The sequence below is a fragment of the Blastococcus sp. VKM Ac-2987 genome, assembly GCF_026967805.1.
GTDB lineage: Bacteria > Actinomycetota > Actinomycetes > Mycobacteriales > Geodermatophilaceae > Blastococcus.
This window is the reverse complement of record NZ_JAPVBG010000001.1, coordinates 1724400-1740708: the sequence shown is the minus strand read 5'-3', so window position 1 is coordinate 1740708 and position 16309 is coordinate 1724400. Positions and strand designations below refer to the sequence as shown.

General features: G+C 76.6%; 15 protein-coding genes. 6 read left to right on the top strand and 9 right to left on the bottom strand.

The features are described 5' to 3' along the window. Positions 1-55: 55 nt before the first annotated feature. Both O2W17_RS08550 and O2W17_RS08545 read right to left on the bottom strand, forming a co-directional pair. Complete coding sequence (locus tag O2W17_RS08550; protein ID WP_269191971.1) at positions 56-502, bottom strand: YdeI/OmpD-associated family protein; 447 nt, start codon at positions 500-502, stop codon at positions 56-58. A gap of 10 nt (positions 503-512) precedes the next feature. Then, positions 513-890, bottom strand: coding sequence for a hypothetical protein (locus O2W17_RS08545; RefSeq protein WP_269191970.1), 378 nt, complete (start codon positions 888-890; stop codon positions 513-515). Positions 891-966: 76 nt separating this feature from the next. Here O2W17_RS08545 and O2W17_RS08540 point away from each other — a divergent pair, with 76 nt between their 5' ends. Beyond that, positions 967-1536 (top strand): TetR/AcrR family transcriptional regulator, encoded by a 570-nt coding sequence (locus O2W17_RS08540; protein WP_269191969.1) that lies wholly within the window; start codon positions 967-969, stop codon positions 1534-1536. A 61-nt stretch (positions 1537-1597) separates the two neighbouring features. Next, a complete protein-coding gene (locus tag O2W17_RS08535) occupies positions 1598-2485 on the top strand; it encodes a haloalkane dehalogenase (protein WP_269191968.1) in 888 nt (295 codons plus the stop codon). Between the two features lie 16 nt (positions 2486-2501). Here O2W17_RS08535 and O2W17_RS08530 read toward each other — a convergent pair whose 3' ends face one another. Next, on the bottom strand, positions 2502-3098 hold the full coding sequence (locus O2W17_RS08530; protein WP_269191967.1) for a TMEM165/GDT1 family protein: 597 nt from the start codon (positions 3096-3098) through the stop codon (positions 2502-2504). Between the two features lie 106 nt (positions 3099-3204). Beyond that, on the bottom strand, positions 3205-4617 hold the full coding sequence (locus O2W17_RS08525; protein WP_269191966.1) for a diguanylate cyclase domain-containing protein: 1413 nt from the start codon (positions 4615-4617) through the stop codon (positions 3205-3207). A 313-nt stretch (positions 4618-4930) separates the two neighbouring features. Between O2W17_RS08525 and O2W17_RS08520 the strand changes: the two genes are divergently transcribed. After that, positions 4931-6055 (top strand): MFS transporter, encoded by a 1125-nt coding sequence (locus O2W17_RS08520; RefSeq protein ID WP_269191965.1) that lies wholly within the window; start codon positions 4931-4933, stop codon positions 6053-6055. Here O2W17_RS08520 and O2W17_RS08515 read toward each other — a convergent pair. Next, entirely contained in the window at positions 6019-6879 is an 861-nt protein-coding gene (locus O2W17_RS08515; protein ID WP_269191964.1) for a helix-turn-helix domain-containing protein, read from the bottom strand. The two genes, O2W17_RS08520 and O2W17_RS08515, sit on opposite strands and share 37 nt — an antisense overlap. Before the next feature lie 27 nt (positions 6880-6906). On the opposite strand from O2W17_RS08515, the gene O2W17_RS08510 reads away from it, so the two are divergent. Beyond that, positions 6907-7377 (top strand): VOC family protein, encoded by a 471-nt coding sequence (locus O2W17_RS08510; RefSeq protein WP_269191963.1) that lies wholly within the window; start codon positions 6907-6909, stop codon positions 7375-7377. 21 nt (positions 7378-7398) lie between these two features. Here the strand turns inward: O2W17_RS08510 and O2W17_RS08505 are convergent, their stop codons facing one another. Both O2W17_RS08505 and O2W17_RS08500 read right to left on the bottom strand, forming a co-directional pair. Further along, positions 7399-10080, bottom strand: coding sequence for a diguanylate cyclase domain-containing protein (locus O2W17_RS08505; RefSeq protein ID WP_269191962.1), 2682 nt, complete (start codon positions 10078-10080; stop codon positions 7399-7401). Positions 10081-10181: 101 nt separating this feature from the next. Continuing rightward, positions 10182-11858, bottom strand: a complete 1677-nt coding sequence (locus tag O2W17_RS08500; protein ID WP_269191961.1) for a GGDEF domain-containing protein — start codon at positions 11856-11858, stop codon at positions 10182-10184. Between the two features lie 119 nt (positions 11859-11977). Between O2W17_RS08500 and pheA the strand changes: the two genes are divergently transcribed. Together pheA and O2W17_RS08490 are read left to right on the top strand one after the other, a co-directional pair. After that, the gene (pheA, locus tag O2W17_RS08495) at positions 11978-12916 is read left to right on the top strand and encodes a prephenate dehydratase (protein ID WP_269191960.1); all 939 of its coding nucleotides are present in this window, start codon (positions 11978-11980) and stop codon (positions 12914-12916) included. Positions 12917-12979: 63 nt separating this feature from the next. Beyond that, complete coding sequence (locus tag O2W17_RS08490) at positions 12980-13258, top strand: hypothetical protein (RefSeq protein WP_269191959.1); 279 nt, start codon at positions 12980-12982, stop codon at positions 13256-13258. Between the two features lie 6 nt (positions 13259-13264). On the opposite strand, the gene O2W17_RS08485 is transcribed toward O2W17_RS08490, so the two are convergent. After that, a complete protein-coding gene (locus O2W17_RS08485; RefSeq protein WP_269192057.1) occupies positions 13265-14134 on the bottom strand; it encodes a ketopantoate reductase family protein in 870 nt (289 codons plus the stop codon). A gap of 37 nt (positions 14135-14171) precedes the next feature. Next, a complete protein-coding gene (locus O2W17_RS08480; protein WP_269191958.1) occupies positions 14172-16292 on the bottom strand; it encodes an MMPL family transporter in 2121 nt (706 codons plus the stop codon). Positions 16293-16309 lie beyond the last annotated feature (17 nt).

Here is a 16309-nt window from a genome sequence, read left to right as displayed (position 1 = left end):
CCTCCTCTGACAGGGAGAAGGCAACAGCCTGACGTCGCGTCAGGGTCAAGCGCCTTCACCGGGTCTTCTTCCCGGCGCGCAGCGACTCGACGGTCTTCTCGATCCGCGCCGCCCGGGTCCCGGGCTTCTTCGCCTCCTCCACCCAGCGCACCCACTCCTTCCGGTGGCTGGGCGCGAGGCCGGCGAAGAACGACCGAGCGGCGTCGTCCATCGCGGCGGAGAGGTCGTCGGGCAGCGTCACCTCGCGCGGGGCGGTATCGGGCTCGACGACGACGGTCACCTCGTCGCCGGCCGCGACGCCGGCGGCCGTCCGGTGCTCGGCGGACAGCGGGATCCAGGAGGCCCCGCCCATCGGCGCCACCGTGGTCCGGTAGGTGTGCCCGCCGACCGTCACCACCACCGGTGGTCGCCGGCCCGCATCGAGGGCCGCGACGACGTCGTCGGGCACCTGCAGGCCGGTCGCCGTCTTCCCGCTGAGCGTGACCGTCGTCCGGAACTCCATGCCGCGGAACCTAGGGCGTCGCGGGGGACCGGTCCACGGTCGGCACCTCGCCGGCGACCCCGGCCTGCTCGGCGTACCCGAACCCGACCAGGGCCGGCCGCCACCGGCGCATGGCCGAGCGGTGCGGCTCCGCGACGGCGAAGGCCCGGACGGCGGCCTCGTCGTCCCACCAGGAGACGGTGGTGAAGCGCCGGGCCAGCGGCTCCGCCCGCAGCACCAGCGAGCGTGCGCCGGTGCTGTGGATCGTCTGCGAGCGGATGGCCATCGAGGCGCGGAAGAACGCGGGCACGTCGCGCAGCCGGCGCAGGTGCAGGGACGTGGTGACGACGACGCCGGGACCGTCGCCGATGCGGTCGGCGGTCCAGGGCAGGTCGGGGATCAGCGGCACGGTGTCCTCCGGATCGAGTGCTTTACAGGCGTTAAGCAGCGTAGGCCCGCCGGTTAACACATGTAAAGTAGATTGCGTGCCCGCCCGAGACCTCCGCGCCGAGCTGATCGCCGCCGCCGCCCGGCTCGTCGAGCGGGCCGGCTCGCCGGACGGGGTGAGCCTGCGCGCCGTCGCACGGGAGGCGGGCGTGAGCGCCCCGGCGGTCTACGGCCACTTCGCCGATCTGGGCGCGCTGGTCGACGCCGTCCTCGACGAGGGGTTCGCGGCGCTGGGGGCAGCCGTCACCGAGGCCGTCGACCGGGAGACCGACCCCGCCGCCCGGCTGGTCGCCGGGTGCCGGGCCTACGTGCGCGCCGGACTGGCCGCCCCCGGCCGCTACCGGGCGATGTTCGGGCCCAGGCGGGTGGCCGGCGGCGCGCGGGCGTTCGGGCTGCTGGTCGAGGGCGTCGGCGCCTGCGTCGCCGCCGGCCGCTCGGGCAGCCGGGACCCGCAGGCGGACGCGAACCTGCTGTGGACGGCGCTGCACGGGATGGTGACCCTCCGGGCGGCCGCCCCGGACGTGCCGTGGCCGGCCTTCGACACCCAGCTCGCGCAGCTGGTCGGGCGGTTGGCCCTGCTGACCGGCCCCGACGCCGCCCCGGCCTGACACCGCCCCGGGCCGGTCCGCCGCCGGGCGGCGCCCGGCGGCCCCGTGGAAGGATCGCGGCATGGCCGACGACGTCTCCCCCGAGGACCCGTTCGCCCGCCGGCGCGTGCCGGTGGAGGGCGTCGAGATGGCCTACGTGGAGGTCGGCGAGGGGGATCCGATCGTCTTCCTGCACGGCAACCCGACGTCGTCCTACCTGTGGCGCAACGTCATCCCGCACGTCCAGCACCTCGGGCGCTGCCTGGCCCCCGACCTGATCGGCATGGGGGAGTCGGACAAGCTGCCCGATCCCGGCGCGGGCACCTACGACTTCGCCACGCACGCCACGTACCTGGAGGCGTTCCTCGCGGCGGTGGGGGTCACCGACCGCGTCACGCTGGTGCTGCACGACTGGGGCTCCGGCCTCGGCTTCGACTGGGCCGCCCGCCACCCCGACGCGGTCCGCGGCATCGCGTTCACCGAGGCGATCGTGGCGCCGGTGACCTGGGACGACTGGCCGCCGGGCGCCCGCAACATCTTCCAGCTCATGCGCGGGCCCGACGGCGAGGCCGCGGTGCTGGACAAGAACGTCTTCGTCGAGAAGATCCTGCCGGCGTCCGTGGCCCGCGGGCTCACGCCCGAGGCGCACGACCGCTACCGCGCCCCCTTCGCCCGGCGCGAGGACCGCTGGCCGACCCTCGAGTGGCCGCGCCAGCTCCCGATCGAGGGCGAGCCCGCGGCCGTGGTGCAGCGGGTGGAGCGGTACGGGGCCTGGCTGGCGGGCAGCGACGTCCCGAAGTTGTTCATCGACGCCGACCCCGGGTCGATCCTGATCGGCCGCCAGCGGGAGCTGGTGCGGGGCTGGCCGGCGCTCACCGAGGTCACCGTCGCGGGCAGCCACTTCGTCCCGGAGGACTCGCCCCACGAGATCGGCCGCGCGCTGGCCGACTGGATCCCGGCGCTGCGCTGACCCCGGGCCGACGGCCTCAGCCGAGCGCGCGCACGGTCTCCACGACCGCCACGACGGCGAAGACGAGGAACAGCCCGGCGGCGACCCGCCGGATCAGCGGGATCGGCAGCCGGTCGGCGAGCTTCTTGCCGAGGAACACCGCCAGCCCCGAGACGACGAGCAGCGCGGCCCAGGACCCGACGAACACCGACAGCGGGGCGTCGTAACGGGCTGCCAGCCCGGCCGTCGCGAGCTGGGAGAGGTCACCCCACTCGGCGGCGAAGAGCACGCCGAAGGAGATGGCGGCGGCGCGCAGGAACGACGTCTGCTCGCGGGTGTCGGCGGCCTCGCCGCCGTCTTCCGCGCCGCTGGTCGCGCTGCGCCACAGGATGATCGCCCCGACCAGGAACAGCAGCGCCACCACGCCGGTGACCAGGGCCTGGGGCAGCAGCGAGAGCAGCGAGCCGGCGGTGACGGCGATCGCCACCTGGAGGCCGAACGCCGTGCCGACGCCGACGAAGACCGGCAGCGGCGGGAACCGGGTGGCGAGCACGAGGCTGGCGAACAGCGTCTTGTCGGGCAGCTCCACCGGCAGCACCAGGACGAACGCGGTCAGGACGACCGACCAGATCACGGATGGCACTCCTCGCTCGGCACTGCCGGGCGGGGCTCGGGCAGTCGCTGTCGACGGGCAACGGTAGCGACCGCCGCCGGGGTGCCCGCACGCGGCGGTGGAGAGCTCAGCCGCAGCCGACGTCGGAGGTGGCCGCCGTCTCACCCGGGGCGCGGGGGCCGGGCACCCGGCCGCTGCGGCGGGCGGCCTTGACCCGGTACATCGCGGCGTCGGCGGCGGCCAGTGCGGAGTCGGCGGTGTCCTCCGGGCTGCACATCGTGATCCCGATGCTGATGCCCACCTGGTGCTCGTCGCCGGACGACCGCCGCAGCGGGGCGCCGAAGGCTCCGGCGATCCGGTCGGCGATCACCTGCGCGGCGCGCTCGGACCCGACCTCCGGGCAGAGGACGACGAACTCGTCGCCGCCGATCCGCGCCACGGTGTCGCCCGGCCGCACGGAGGCCGCCAGCCGCCGGGCGGCGTCGACCAGCACCTCGTCGCCGGCGGCGTGGCCGGCCGTGTCGTTGACCGGCTTGAACCCGTCCAGGTCGCAGTAGAGCACCGCCATGGCCTGCCGCGCGCGACCCGCGGCCGCGAGCGTCTGCTCCAGCCGGTCGAGCAGCAGGTTGCGGTTGGGCAGCCCGGTCAGCGGGTCGTGCAGGGCTGCCTCGCGCAACGCGTCCTCCAGCGCCCGCTGCGCGGTGACGTCGGAGAGGGTCACGACCGCCCCGAGCAGCTCGCCGGCGTCGTCGCGCACCTGCACGCCCGACGAGGCGACCCGCCGCAGCCCCTCCGGTCCGTCGATGCCTATCTCGACGTCGTCGATCCGGCCCTCGGCGTGGACGCGGGTCAGCGGCACCTCGGAGGGGAGCAGCGTGCGGCCGTCGGGGTCGGTGAGCCGGAAGGAGGCGGGGAAGTCCGCCGGGGCGATCGCCGGGTCGGCGTCGATGCCGTGCCACCGGCGGCTGGCCGCGTTGAACAGCGCCACCCGCCCGTCGCGGTCGCCGCCGACGACCCCGACCGGGAGCACCTCGAGCAACGCGCGGGTGAAGGCCGCGGACCGGGCCAGCTCCTGGTGCGCGATCTGGGTGGCGGCGGCGAGGTCGGCCAGCTCGCGGGCCTGCCGCCGCGCGCGGAACAGCGAGGCGACCAGCGCCGCTAGGTCGGCGAGCCGGTCGCGCTCGTCGGCGGTGAACCGGTGCGGTTCGTCGTCGAAGACGACCAGCGCTGCCACGGTGGCGCCGTCCTGCACCACCGGTGCGTACGCGAAGCCCCGCAGACGGGCACGGCTGCCGTCCACCCAGGCGCTGAAGGCGAACTCCGGTTCGGCCGACAGGTCGTCGACGGTGTGCACGCCGGGGCCGCGGGCGGCCAGCACCGCGCTCACCGAGGCGTCCCGGGGCCAGGAGACCGGGCTGCGGCCGTGGAGGGAGATCGCCCGGAGGACCGGGCTGTCCATGGTGATCACCGTTGCGTACCGCAGGCCCGGGATGGCGGCCGCCACCCGGACCAGGCCGTCGAGCTCCGGGTCGGCGTCCATGCCGGGGAGGGGTGATCCGGGCGCCGGCAGATCCGGTCGGGGTCCCGCAGGACCCAGTTCGGTCGTGCCGGTCATCGGTGCGTCCTTCCGGGGTGGACGGGCCAGGCTGGTCCGACCAGATCCGCAACGGCCGGATGCCCCGCCGCATTGAGACGTACCGGAACAGGTTCCCCCTCACGGGTCAAGAGACCCCGGCGTCGACCCGCCGGGAAACCCGCTGCGGACGGCGCCCGGCACCGGTACCGTCCCGGCCATGCGCCGACATTGATCCCGCTCCGTACCGCCCCCGGCCCGGGCCCTGGCCCGGCTGGCCGTGGGATGGGCCGCGCTCTCGGAGCTGGTGCCGCTCTACCCGCTCTACGCGCTGCTCTTCCTCGACACCGGGCTCTCCGACGCCCAGCTGTCGCTGCTGTTCGCCGCCTGGTCCCTGACGGCGCTGCTGGCCGAGGTGCCTGCCGGCCTGCTGGCCGACATGTGGTCGCGCCGGGGGTCGCTCGTGCTGGGCGGGTGCCTGCAGGCCGCGGCGTTCGCGCTCTGGACGGCGCTGCCCTCCTTCGGTGCGTTCCTGGCCGGCTTCGTGATCTGGGGCGTGGGCGGGGCCTGCACCTCGGGCGCCGCCGAGGCGCTGGTCCACGACGGGCTGGCCGACGTCGGGGCGGCGGAGAGCTTCGCCCGGGTCAACGGCGCCATGACGGCGGCCGAGCTGCTGGTGCAGGTGCCGACGGCGCTCGCGGCGACCGGCCTGTACGCCCTCGGCGGCTACCGGCTCGTCGGCTGGGTCAGCGTCCTCGCCTGCCTGGCCGCCGCCGCGCTGGCGCTGCGCTTCCCCGAGCCGCGGCCCGCCGGCGAGCCCGAGGAGGGCTCGCTGCGCACCGGGCTGGTCCTGGCGGTGCGCCGTCCGGCCCTGCTCGTCGCCGTCGTGGCCGTGGCGCTGGTGGGCGGGCTGGACGGGATGGAGGAGTTCTTCCCGGTGCTGGCCGTCGAGCGCGGGGTGCCTCCGGCCGCCGTCCCGGCAGCCGTGCTCGCCGTCGCGCTCGCGGGGGCGGCCGGCGCCGCGCTCGGCGGCCGGGTGGACCGGCCGCGGGCGGGCACCCTGGCCGTGCTGCTGGCGGCCTCGGGCGCCGGCCTGCTGCTCATCCGAGGAGCGCCGCCGGGGGTGGCGCTGGCCCTGCTGGCCGCGGCGTACGGGCTGTACCTGGCCGTGCTGGTGGCCGCCGAGGCGGAGCTGCAGCGGCGGATCAGCGGCCCGTACCGGGCGACCGTCACCTCGGTGGCCGGCGCCGGCACGGAGCTGGCCTCGCTGCTGGTCTTCCTCGCCTGGGCGGTGGACGGGATCTTCGCGGTGGCCCTCCTGGTGCTGGCCGTCGCGCCGGTGGTGGTCGGCGGCCTGGGCGCGGGCGCTCAGCGCTGGCCGGCAGCGCGGGCACGCCGCAGGTAGGCCGACGGGGTCTGGCCGACGACGGCGGAGAACTCGCGGCTGAAGTGCGCCTGGTCGAACCAGCCGAGCGAGGCGGCGAGCCCGGCGAGGTCGTCCACCGCCCCGGCGTCGATCAGCGCCGCGGCGTCCTGCAGCCGGTACCGGGCGAGGACGGCCTTCGGGCTCAGCCCCACGTAGCGGGCGAACAGCCGCTGCAGCGAACGGACGCCGGTCCCGGCGAGCGCCGCCACCTGCTCCACCCGGACCAGCTCGCGGTCGGTGACCATGCGGTCGATCAGCGCCCGCAGGTCCAGGTAGGCCCGATCCGGCTCGGGGGCGTGCGCGGCGAGCGCCGCGTCGAGCAGCGCGTTCCGGGCGGCGTCGTCCTCCTCGGCGAGCACGTCGCGCACCAGCCGCCCGGGGGCGGCCCCGAGCTCCTCCCCCAGCGGCGCCACGGCGTCCCGGGCGGGCAGCGCGCCGGTGAAGGCGGTGAACCCGCCGGGCCGGAACTTCACCGCCGTCACCCGGCCCACCCCGGACAGCTCCACCGAGAAGCGCCGGGAGACCACCCCGTGCACGAGCACGGCGGGCAGCGGGAAGCCGAAGCGCGGCGCGCTGCCGGACTCCACCGCCACGTTGACGCTGGGGTGGCTGAGCACGTCGGAGCGGAACGGCGGCAGCCCGGCGCGGTCCCAGCGCACCGACCAGTACCGCTCCACGAACGGCTCCAGCGCGGGGGCGACGGTGGCGTCGCGGCGCAGGCCGGCCACCTGGCCGGTCTCGGCCGGGCGGAGCACGCCGCGCAGGGTCGGCTCGACCGCTGTCGCATTCGTCCAAGACGCCATCCCGGCAGCGTAGGGACGATCCCCGGCATGTCCACGACCTGGAAGCCGCCGGGCTTCAGCACCCTCACCCCGTTCCTCGTCTGCACGCCGGCCGCCGACGCGATCGCGTTCTACTGCGACGTCCTCGGCGCCACGGTCGCGAGCCGGATGGACGGCCCCGGCGGCACGGTGCTGCACGCCGAGCTCCAGTTCCCCGACGGCCGGCTGCAGCTGTCCGACCCGAACGAGGCGTACGGCCTGGCGGCGCCGTCGCGGGATGCCGACCGGGTGAGCCGCTCCACCTGCATCTACGTCGCCGACGTCGACGCGGTGTTCGCGGCCGCCGTCGAGCGGGGGGCGATCGTGCGCGAGGCACCGGCCACCTTCGTCACCGGCGACCGCTTCGCCTCGGTCCGCGACCCGTTCGGCCACCGCTGGGCGATCATGACGCGGGTCGAGGACGTCAGCCCGGCCGAGGCCGAGCGCCGGCTGGCCGAGTGGGCCGGTGCCCAGGGCTGATCGCCGACGGCCCGGGGAGTGTCAGCCGCGGGAGCTGCGGCGGGCCACGCGGGCGGCGAACACCCCGGCCGCGTAGCCGTTGTCGATGGTGCTCACGGCCACGCCGGGCACGCTCGAGTTGAGCATCGTCATCAGCGCGCCCAGGCCGCCGAGCGCGCTGGGCTGCGCGGCCGAGGTGGGCACGGCGATCACCGGGACGTCGGTGAGCGAGCCGGCGACCGTCGCCAGCGAGGCGTCCATCCCGGCCACGACGACCAGGCAGTCGACCCCCTCGAACAGCGACCGCTCCTCGAGCAGCCGGCGGGTGCGGCCGGCGAGGTCGTCGATCCGCACGACCTCGGTGCCGGCCATCCGGGCGACGAACGCCACCTCGGCGGCCACCGGGGCGTCGGCGCCGCCCGCGCACAGCACCGTCGTGCGGCCGAGCGGCTCGGGCACCGGGCCGACCGCCGCCGCCATGGCCGCGACGTCCATCGTGGTGGCGCCGTCGTGCTCGGTCGCGAGCGCCACCAGGGTCTCGGCAGTGGCGCGCAGGACCAGCGCCGGGCGGTCCGGGTGCGCGCGGCGCGCCTGGCGGACCAGGTCGAGCACCTGCTCGGTGGTGCGGCCGGTGGCCCAGACGACCTCCGGCTCGACCGCGCCGGCCGGCGGGACCGGCAGCGCCGTCGGCTCTGGGGCGGCCGGCTCCGCGGGGGCCGGGACCGGCCCGAGCAGCGGTTCGCCGGGCCGCGCGGTGCCCAGCGGCGGGTGCGGGAACCCCAGCAGCGAGGCGAAGCCGGCGGCCTCCTCGCGCACGGCGGTGACGGCGCGGACGACGTCGTCCACCGGCTCGTCGGGCACCGGTACGACGGCGGCGGGACCGGCTGCCGCCGGGGCGCCGACGACCGGGTCGACCCGGGTCTGGGTCAGGGCGGAGAGCCGGACCACGCGGTCGCGGCCGCTGCGCTTGGCGTCGTAGAGCACGCCGTCGGCGGCGGCGAACAGCGTCTTGCGGTCGTCGCCGCGGGTCGCCGAGGCGATGCCGGCGCTGATCGTCACCGGGACGTCGAGGCCGAGCTCGGACCACGGGTAGCGGGCCACCGAGGCGCGGATCCGCTCCAGCGCCCGCTCGGCCTGCTCGGAGGTCGTCTCGGGCAGCAGGATCACGAACTCGTCGCCGGCCCAGCGGCACACCTCGTCGGTGTCGCGCACGCCGGCGACCAGCAGCTCGCCGATGGCGCGCAGCACGGCGTCGCCGCCCGGGTGGCCGATGGCGTCGTTGATCGACTTGAACCGGTCGACGTCGACGACGGCCAGCGCCGGCACGTCGCCCGCGGCCAGCAGGCCGTCCAGCCGTGCCTCGGCGTAGCGCCGGTTGGGCAGGTGGGTGAGCGGGTCCTCGTAGGCCTGCCGGCGCAGCTGCCCGGCGGCGCGCTCGGTCTCCAGCAGGCTCTTGCGCCGGCCGAACAGCTCCACCCAGCGGGTGCGCCGCTCGTCGACCCGGTCCAGCTCGTCGGTGAGGTAGGCCTGCAGGTACGGCAGCGCCCGCCCGGCGTCGTCGAGGTCCGCGTGCAGCGTGCACAGCTCCCGCAGGGCGGCCCGGCGCAGCCGGGGGAGGCCGTGCTCGGTGGCCAGGTCCAGCGCGGCGACCAGGTGCTCGTCGCCGGCCCGGCCGTCGCCCTGGCGGCGCAGCGCGCGGCCCAGGGCCAGCTGCGCCGAGGCGAGCCGGTCCCGGTCGGCGGCGGCCGCGGACAGCCGGACGGCGGCGCGCAGCGGCCCCGTCGCGGCGGCCTGCTCGCCCAGGCCGACCAGCGCCCAGCCGTGCACGACCTGGGCCGGGACGACGCCCGCGGCGTCCGGCGGCAGCTGGACCAGCGCCTGCTCGGCCAGCTGCCGCGCCTCGGCGAAGTAGGGGGCGGCCGACTCGGGGGCGCCGTCGTCGAGCAGGCCCTCGCCCAGCTCGGCGCACAGCTCGCCGAGCCGGGTGGCGGCGACGGCGACCAGCACGTCCGGGTCGGGGTCCTCCGGGCCCAGGACGGCCGGGTCGGCGGCGGCGGCCTGCGCGGTCTCGTGCGCCCGGCGCTGGTAGTCCAGCGCGAGGGGCATGAGCTCCAGGTCGGCGAGGACGCCGGCGAGGGTGCCGAGCGTGTCGACCAGCAGCGTGGTCGGCGGCAGCGCCGGGTCGAGCAGGCTGGCCGCCTCGACCGCCTCGTCCATGGCGGCGTCGATGCGCCGGGACAGCAGCTCGATGCGGGCGTGCCGGGCGAGGCCCGCGGCGCGCTGCAGGTCGTCGTCGGCGGCGTCGAAGGCGGCCTTGGCCGAGCGGACCAGCGCGATCGCGAGGGCCGCACGGGAGGCCGACTCCGACCGCGGGTCGGCCGCCGCGCCGTCGGCCGGGCCGGTGCCGTCGATCAGCTCCGCGACGCCGGCGTGCAGGTCGAGGGCGGGCTCGGGCGGTGTGCCGGACGGATCGGGGGAGACCGGGTCGCCGACCAGGGTGAAGCCGGCGACGCGCAGCCGGCGGACCAGGAGCTCGGCGCGCAGGGTGTCCGCCCACGCCCGGCCGAGGGACGCGGGAGCGTCGTCGGGCGCGTCGGCGGCCGGAGCGGCGGCGACGTAGGGCGAGGGATCGCGCTCGACCCCGGCGAGCAGCTGCTCGGCGTCGTCGAGCTGCCAGTTGCTGAGGGCGGCGGTCACCCGGTGGTGCAGGGCTCCCGGGGGCACGAGCGCACTGTGCATGTCGTTACGCAGCGTGTCGAGGAGGTCACTGGAGACGCGCCGCCCGTCGTCCGTCGCGTCCCTCCCGTCCCACGCGTGCGGAACGCTCACGCGCTCGCCCCGCGGTCCGCGGGAGCCGCGTCGGCGGGGCCGTGCGCGCGCACCCGGTTGCGGCCCAGCCGCTTGGCCGAGAAGAGGTGGAGGTCCGCGGTGTCGAACAGCGCCCGCCAGCCGACGACGGTGCCCGGCTGCCCGTCGGGCACCGCGGGGGCGGTGGCCACCCCGATGCTCACCGTCACCGGCCCGGACAGCCGCAGATCGGTCCAGTCGGCCTCGGCGACGGCGGTCCGCAGCCGCTCCATCACCACGACGGCCTGCGCCTCGGTCGCCGTCGGCAGCACGACGAGGAACTCGTCGCCGGCCCAGCGGTAGACCTCGTCGCCGGTGCGGCTGTGCTCGCGCAGCAGGTCGGCCACCCGGCGGAGGACGGCGTCGCCGTGGGTGTGCGAGGTGTCGTCGTTGACCTCCTTGAACCGGTCGACGTCGACGACCGCCAGCGACAGGGGCTCCTCGCCCAACCGCAGCGCGCCGAGCCGCCGCTCCGCGCTGCGCCGGTTCCCCAGGCCGGTGAGCGGGTCCTCGAGGGCGTGCCGGCGCAGCATCGCCGCCTGGCGCTCGGCCTCGCGCAGCCGGCTGCGGCGGACGAACATCTCCGCCCACAGCTGCCGGCCGCGGGCGTGCGAGCGGCCGGTGTCGGCGCGGTAGGCCATCAGCCAGTGCAGGGCCTCGGCCGGGCGCCCCAGGTCGGCGTAGTCCTGGCCGAGCTCGAGCAGGCTCTGCCGGTAGCGGCGGCGGTCCCCGGTCGCCGCGAAGGCCCCGGAGGCGTCGACCAGCAGGTCGATCGCCTCCTCGCCCACCGCGGTGTCCCCGTCCCGCCGGGCCAGGGCGGCGAGCAGCCGGGCGAGCACCTGGTCGGTGTAGCCGCGCAGCCAGAGGCCGCCCTCGCGCTGCAGCGAGCGGCGGACGCGGCGCAGCGGGCCGACCGCGGCGTCGAGGTCGCCGCTGCACATGAGCGCCCAGCCGTGCACCACGTCCAGCAGGTCGGTCTCGGCCTGCTCGGCCGCCCAGTCCAGCGCCCGGGCCTCGGTCGCGCGGGCGATCGCCTCGCGGGCCAGCTCGGCGGCGCGGTCGGTCTCGCCCCGGCGGCGCAGGGTCTGGGCGAGCTCCACGTGCTGCCGGGCGGTCAGCAGCAGCAGCCGCCCGCGGTCACCGACGTCGGGCAGCGCGGCGGCCACCTGGAAGCCGCGCACGGCGTGCGCGACGGCGAGCTCCTCCAGGTCCAGCCCCGACAGCGTCATGGACAGCCAGCGGTGCGCCTGCAGCAGGGCGCGGGACGGCTGCGCGGAGGGGCCGTCGGTGAGCAGGCTGGCGTCGACCGACAGCAGCATCGCGTGGTCGAGGTGGTCGGTGGCCATCTCGATGTGGGCGAGGTAGGCCACCAGCAGGGCGGTCTCCGACGACACCGGGCACTCGTCCAGCAGCTCCCGCGCGGCGGCGACCCCGGCCGCCCGGCCGTCCTCGTCCCCGTCGAGCATGGCCCGCCGGGCGTCCGTTGCGTGCCGCCACGCGGTCCACGTCGGCTCCCCGTTCCCGGCGAAGGCGTCGCCGGCGGCGTCGACGAGCGCGAGGAAGGCCGCGGGGTCCTCCCGGTCGCTGGCGTCGAGCAGCCGCCACAGCACGGCCTGGAGCGCGCCGGGGGCGACACGGGCCGGACCGGGGGTCACGCATCCCTCCACTCCGGGGTAGGCGGCCACGGGGGGCCGGTGCTGCCGGCCCCCGCACCCGTGTCCCGGGTGGGGCGACCGCCTCGTTCCGTGCGCACTACCCTCGTCGGATGCCCGGGATGCCACCCAGTCCGTCTCCGACGCGGTTCGCCTATCTCGGGCCCGAGGGTACCTTCGCCGAAGCCGCGCTGAGCAGGGCGATCGCCACTCCGGAGGGACGGCGGGACCCCCAGCCGAGTGTCGCGGCGGCGCTGGGCGCCGTCCGGTCGGGGGACGCCGACGCCGCGCTGGTCCCCCTGGAGAACTCCGTCGAGGGCTCGGTGCCCGCGACCATGGACGGCCTGGCCGACGGCGAGCCGCTGGTGATCACCCGCGAGGTCTTCCTCGACGTGGCGTTCGTCCTCGCCGTCCGCCCCGGGACCGCGCTCGCCGACGTCCGGTCGGTCGCCAGCCACCCGCACGCCCTCGCGCAGACCGTCGGGCGGCTCCGCGACCTGCTGCCCGGGGTCACCCCGCTGCCCACGACGTCCACGGCGGCGGCCGCGGCCGCGGTGGCCGCCGGGCAGGTGGACGCCGCGGTGTGCGCGGCGATCGCGGCCGACCGCTACGGGCTGGAGGCCCTCTTCGACGACATCGCCGACCACGCGGGCGCCGTCACCCGGTTCGTGCTGGTGCAGGCCCCCGGTCCGCTGCCCGCGCCGACCGGCAACGACAAGACCTCGCTGACGGCCGTCGTCGGGGACCGCACCGGCGCCCTGCTGGAGCTGCTGCAGGAGTTCGCCGTCCGCGGCATCAGCCTGACCCGCATCGAGTCGCGCCCGACCCGGCAGCGGCTCGGCGTCTACTCGTTCTCCCTCGACTGCGAGGGGCACGTCGCCGACCCGCGGGTGGGGGAGGCGCTGGCCGCCCTGCACCGGATGTGCGACGACGTCCGCTTCCTCGGCTCCTACCCGCGTGCCGACGGCCGGGACAACCGGCCGGTGGGGGACACGTCGTCGGACGCGGCGTTCGCCGACGCGGAGACGTGGCTGGCCCGGGTGCGCGCCGGCGAGGTCTGACCCTCGTCGTCCGCCGCGAGTGCGCGGTCGAGGCCGCTCGGGCCGACGCCCCGCGAGGTCGAGGTGGGTGTGCTGCAGGGCGTCTACGTGCTGTTCCTCGCCCCGTGGTTCTTCCTCGCGATCGGGGTCGTGATGGGCGCGGCCAACTGGAACTCCCCGTTCGCTGCGCTGCTGATCGTCGCCTGGGGCGGCTACCCGTTCGTGGTCCTGGCGACGACGGGAGCCGCCTGGGTGCTGTTCGCGACCGGGCGGCTCGCCGCGGCGCGGTGGACCAACCGGGTGCCGCTGGTCTGGGTGGCCGCGGGGACCGCCCTGCTGACCTGGATCCTCGTCGCCGGCTGACCGCGCTCAGCCCAGGCGGGCGCGCAGCTCCTCGACGAGGCGCCGGGTGACCGGGACCTCGACGCCGTGCCGGTCGGCCGCCCGGAGCACCGCGCCACCGATCGCCTCCAGCTCGGTGACGTTCCCGGCCGCGGCGTCCCGCTGCATCGACGAGCGCATCCCGTCGGGCAGCGACCAGGCGAACTCGCGGGTGGCGGTCGCGTCGCCGGCCGCGCCCTCCGCCCGCGCCACCGCCGCCACCTCGGCGATGACCGCGGCGAGCTCCCCGCCCCGCTCGTCGCGCACCGTCCCGAGGGGCGCGTCCGCCGCCGTCGTCAGCAGCGCCATCGGGGCCAGGAAGGACAGCTTGTCCCAGAGCAGACCGGCCTCGTCCGGGCGGACGACGACGTCGACGCCCGCGGCGGACAGGGCGTCGGCCAGCGGCTCGGCGCCCGGCGTCAGCTGGACGGCGCACAGCTCGCCCTCGTGCCGGATCTCGCCCGGTGCGGGGCGGGAGGCGAACACGCGGATCGTGCCGGCGATCACCCGCGCGGCCGGGTAGCGCTCGCGCAGCGCCGCGAGGTGCTCGACCCCGTTGAGCAGCGGCACCACCACGGCGTCGCCGAGCACGTCGGCCGGCACGCGGTCGAGCGCGTCGTCCAGTTGGGTCGCCTTCGTCGTCACCAGCAGGGCGTCGACCGGTCCGTCCAGCCGCTCGGCGCCGCGGACCGGCGCCACCAGCTCCCCGAAGCGGTCGCTGGTGACGGCCAGGCCGTGCCGGTCGAGGTGCGCGGCGGTCACCGGCCGGGCCAGGCAGGTGACCGCGTGCCCGTCCCGCGCCAGCAGGGCGGCCAGCAGCCCGCCGACACCGCCGGGCCCGAGGACGGCCACGCGCATCGTCTCCACGTGGCCAGCGTGCCCGACGCCGGTCGCCCTACACCCGCTCGAGCTCCCGCTCCGCCGCGGGCTCCGTCGGCCCCTTCGCCAGCCGGCCGGGCCACCACACCCGGTCACCGATCAGGTGGACGGCGGCGGGCACCAGCAGCGTCCGGACGACGAACGTGTCGAGCAGCACGCCGAAGCCGACCAGGAACCCGAGCTGGGTCAGGAGGACCAGCGGGAGCACGGTCAGCGCGCCGAAGGTGGCCGCCAGCACCAGCCCGGCGCTGGTGATCACGCCACCGGTGACCGCCAGGGCCCGCAGCACGCCGACCCGCGCCCCGTGCCGGACCGACTCCTCCCGGGCCCGGGTCATCAGGAAGATGTTGTAGTCGATCCCCAGCGCCACGAGGAACACGAACCCGATGAGCAGGATCTGCGGGTCGCTGCCCGGGAACCCGAACAGGTGGTCGAACACCAGCCCGCTGACGCCGACGGTCGCGGCCGTGCTCAGCGCGACGGTGAGCACCAGCAGCAGCGGGGCCACGATCGCGCGCAGCAGCAGCGCCAGCACGACCGTGATCACCAGCAGCACCAGCGGCACGATCACCGCCAGGTCGCGGGCGGCGGTCTCCTGGGTGTCCAGGTCGCTGGCCGTGGAGCCGCCGACGAGGGCCTCGGGGTCGACGTCGCGCACCGTCGTCCGCAGCTCCGCGATCGTGTCCTGCGCCGCCTCGCTGTCCGGGGCGTCGGCCAGCGTGGCGTCGATCCGGACCAGGCCGTCGGCCACGACCGGCTCGCCGCCCGGCCCGGGGCGCCCCTCACCCGTGAACGGGGCGACGCCGGCCACGCCGTCGGTCTGCGCGACGGCGTCGGCGACGTCCGGCCAGCCGTCGGCGGGGGTGATGATCACCGCGGGGCTGGCGGCGCCGGCCTCGTAGTGGCGGGCCAGCGCCTCCTGGCCCGCGCCGGACTCCGAGCCGCCGCGCACGGCCTGCGAGAGCGGGATCCCGCCGGCGTCGAACGCGGGGAGGAACAGGGCGAGGACCAGCAGCGCCCCGGCGCTGCCGAGCAGGTACCGGCCGGGGCGGCGGCCGACCGATGCCGACACCCGCTCCCAGCCCCGCCCGGTGGCGTGCTCCTCGCCGTGTTCCGGCCGGAAGGGCCAGAACGCCGCGCGGCCGATCAGCACCAGCACCGCCGGCAGGAAGGTGAGCGCGGCGAGCATGGCGAAGGCGATGCTGACCGCGGAGATCGGGCCGAGCCCGCGGTTGGAGCCGAGGTCGGAGAAGAGCAGGCAGAGGACGCCGAGGATCACCGTGCCGCCCGAGGCCAGGATCGGCTCCCACGACTGCCGCAGCGCCACCCGCATGGCGGTGTACCTCGACTCCTCGCGCCGCAGCTCCTCGCGGTACCGGGCGACCAGCAGCAGGCCGTAGTCGGTGGCCGCGCCGACGACGAGGATCGAGGCGATGCCCTGGCTCTGGCCGTTCACCGCGATCCAGCCCTGCTCCGCCAGGAAGTACGCCACCGCGAGCGAGACGGTCAGTGCCAGGCCGGCGGTGCCGATGACCAGCAGGGGCAGCAGCGGGCTGCGGTAGACGACCAGCAGGATCAGCAGGACGACGCCGAACGCGGCGACCAGCAGCAGCCCGTCGATGCCGGAGAAGCCCTCGGCGAAGTCGGAGAAGATGGCGCCCGGGCCGGTCACGTAGGCCGTCGTGCCGTCGATGCCCGGAAGGGCGCGCAGCTCGCCGATGACCTCGGGGAGCGCCTCGCCGAGGTCCGGGTCGAACGGCAGCACCGCCTGCACGGCCTCGCCGTCCTCCGACGGGATCACCGGCGACGGCCGGCCCGCGAGCGCGCCGGCGTCCTCGGCGAGGGCGGCCGCCTCGTCGACCCGGGCCTGGGCCTCGGCCAGCGCGCCGGGGTCGAGGGCGCCGTCGTCGCTCTCCCAGAGCAGGAGCACCGGCAGCGTGCGTTCGGTGCGGAACTGCTGCTGGAGCTCGGTGACCCGGGTCGACTCCGCACTGTCGGGGAGGAATGCCGAGGAGTCGTTCTCCGAGACCTCGGCCAGCTTGCCGCTGTACGAACCCAGCGGGCCGGCGAGGACCAGCCACGCCAGGGCGATGATGGCGGGGACCAGCCAGCGGAGGGCAGAGGTGCGGCGAGGCATGATTTCCCTTGAAGCTC

Bases quoted from the DNA above. Each gene is read 5' to 3' on its own strand.
- O2W17_RS08485 (WP_269192057.1), bottom strand. From the start codon at position 14,134: ATGCGCGTGGCCGTCCTCGGGCCCGGCGGTGTCGGCGGGCTGCTGGCC.
- O2W17_RS08550 (WP_269191971.1), bottom strand. From the start codon at position 502: ATGGAGTTCCGGACGACGGTCACGCTCAGCGGGAAGACGGCGACCGGC.
- O2W17_RS08525 (WP_269191966.1), bottom strand. From the start codon at position 4,617: ATGGACGCCGACCCGGAGCTCGACGGCCTGGTCCGGGTGGCGGCCGCC.
- O2W17_RS08510 (WP_269191963.1), top strand. From the start codon at position 6,907: ATGTCCACGACCTGGAAGCCGCCGGGCTTCAGCACCCTCACCCCGTTC.
- pheA (WP_269191960.1), top strand. From the start codon at position 11,978: ATGCCACCCAGTCCGTCTCCGACGCGGTTCGCCTATCTCGGGCCCGAG.
- O2W17_RS08535 (WP_269191968.1), top strand. From the start codon at position 1,598: ATGGCCGACGACGTCTCCCCCGAGGACCCGTTCGCCCGCCGGCGCGTG.
- O2W17_RS08480 (WP_269191958.1), bottom strand. From the start codon at position 16,292: ATGCCTCGCCGCACCTCTGCCCTCCGCTGGCTGGTCCCCGCCATCATC.
- O2W17_RS08515 (WP_269191964.1), bottom strand. From the start codon at position 6,879: ATGGCGTCTTGGACGAATGCGACAGCGGTCGAGCCGACCCTGCGCGGC.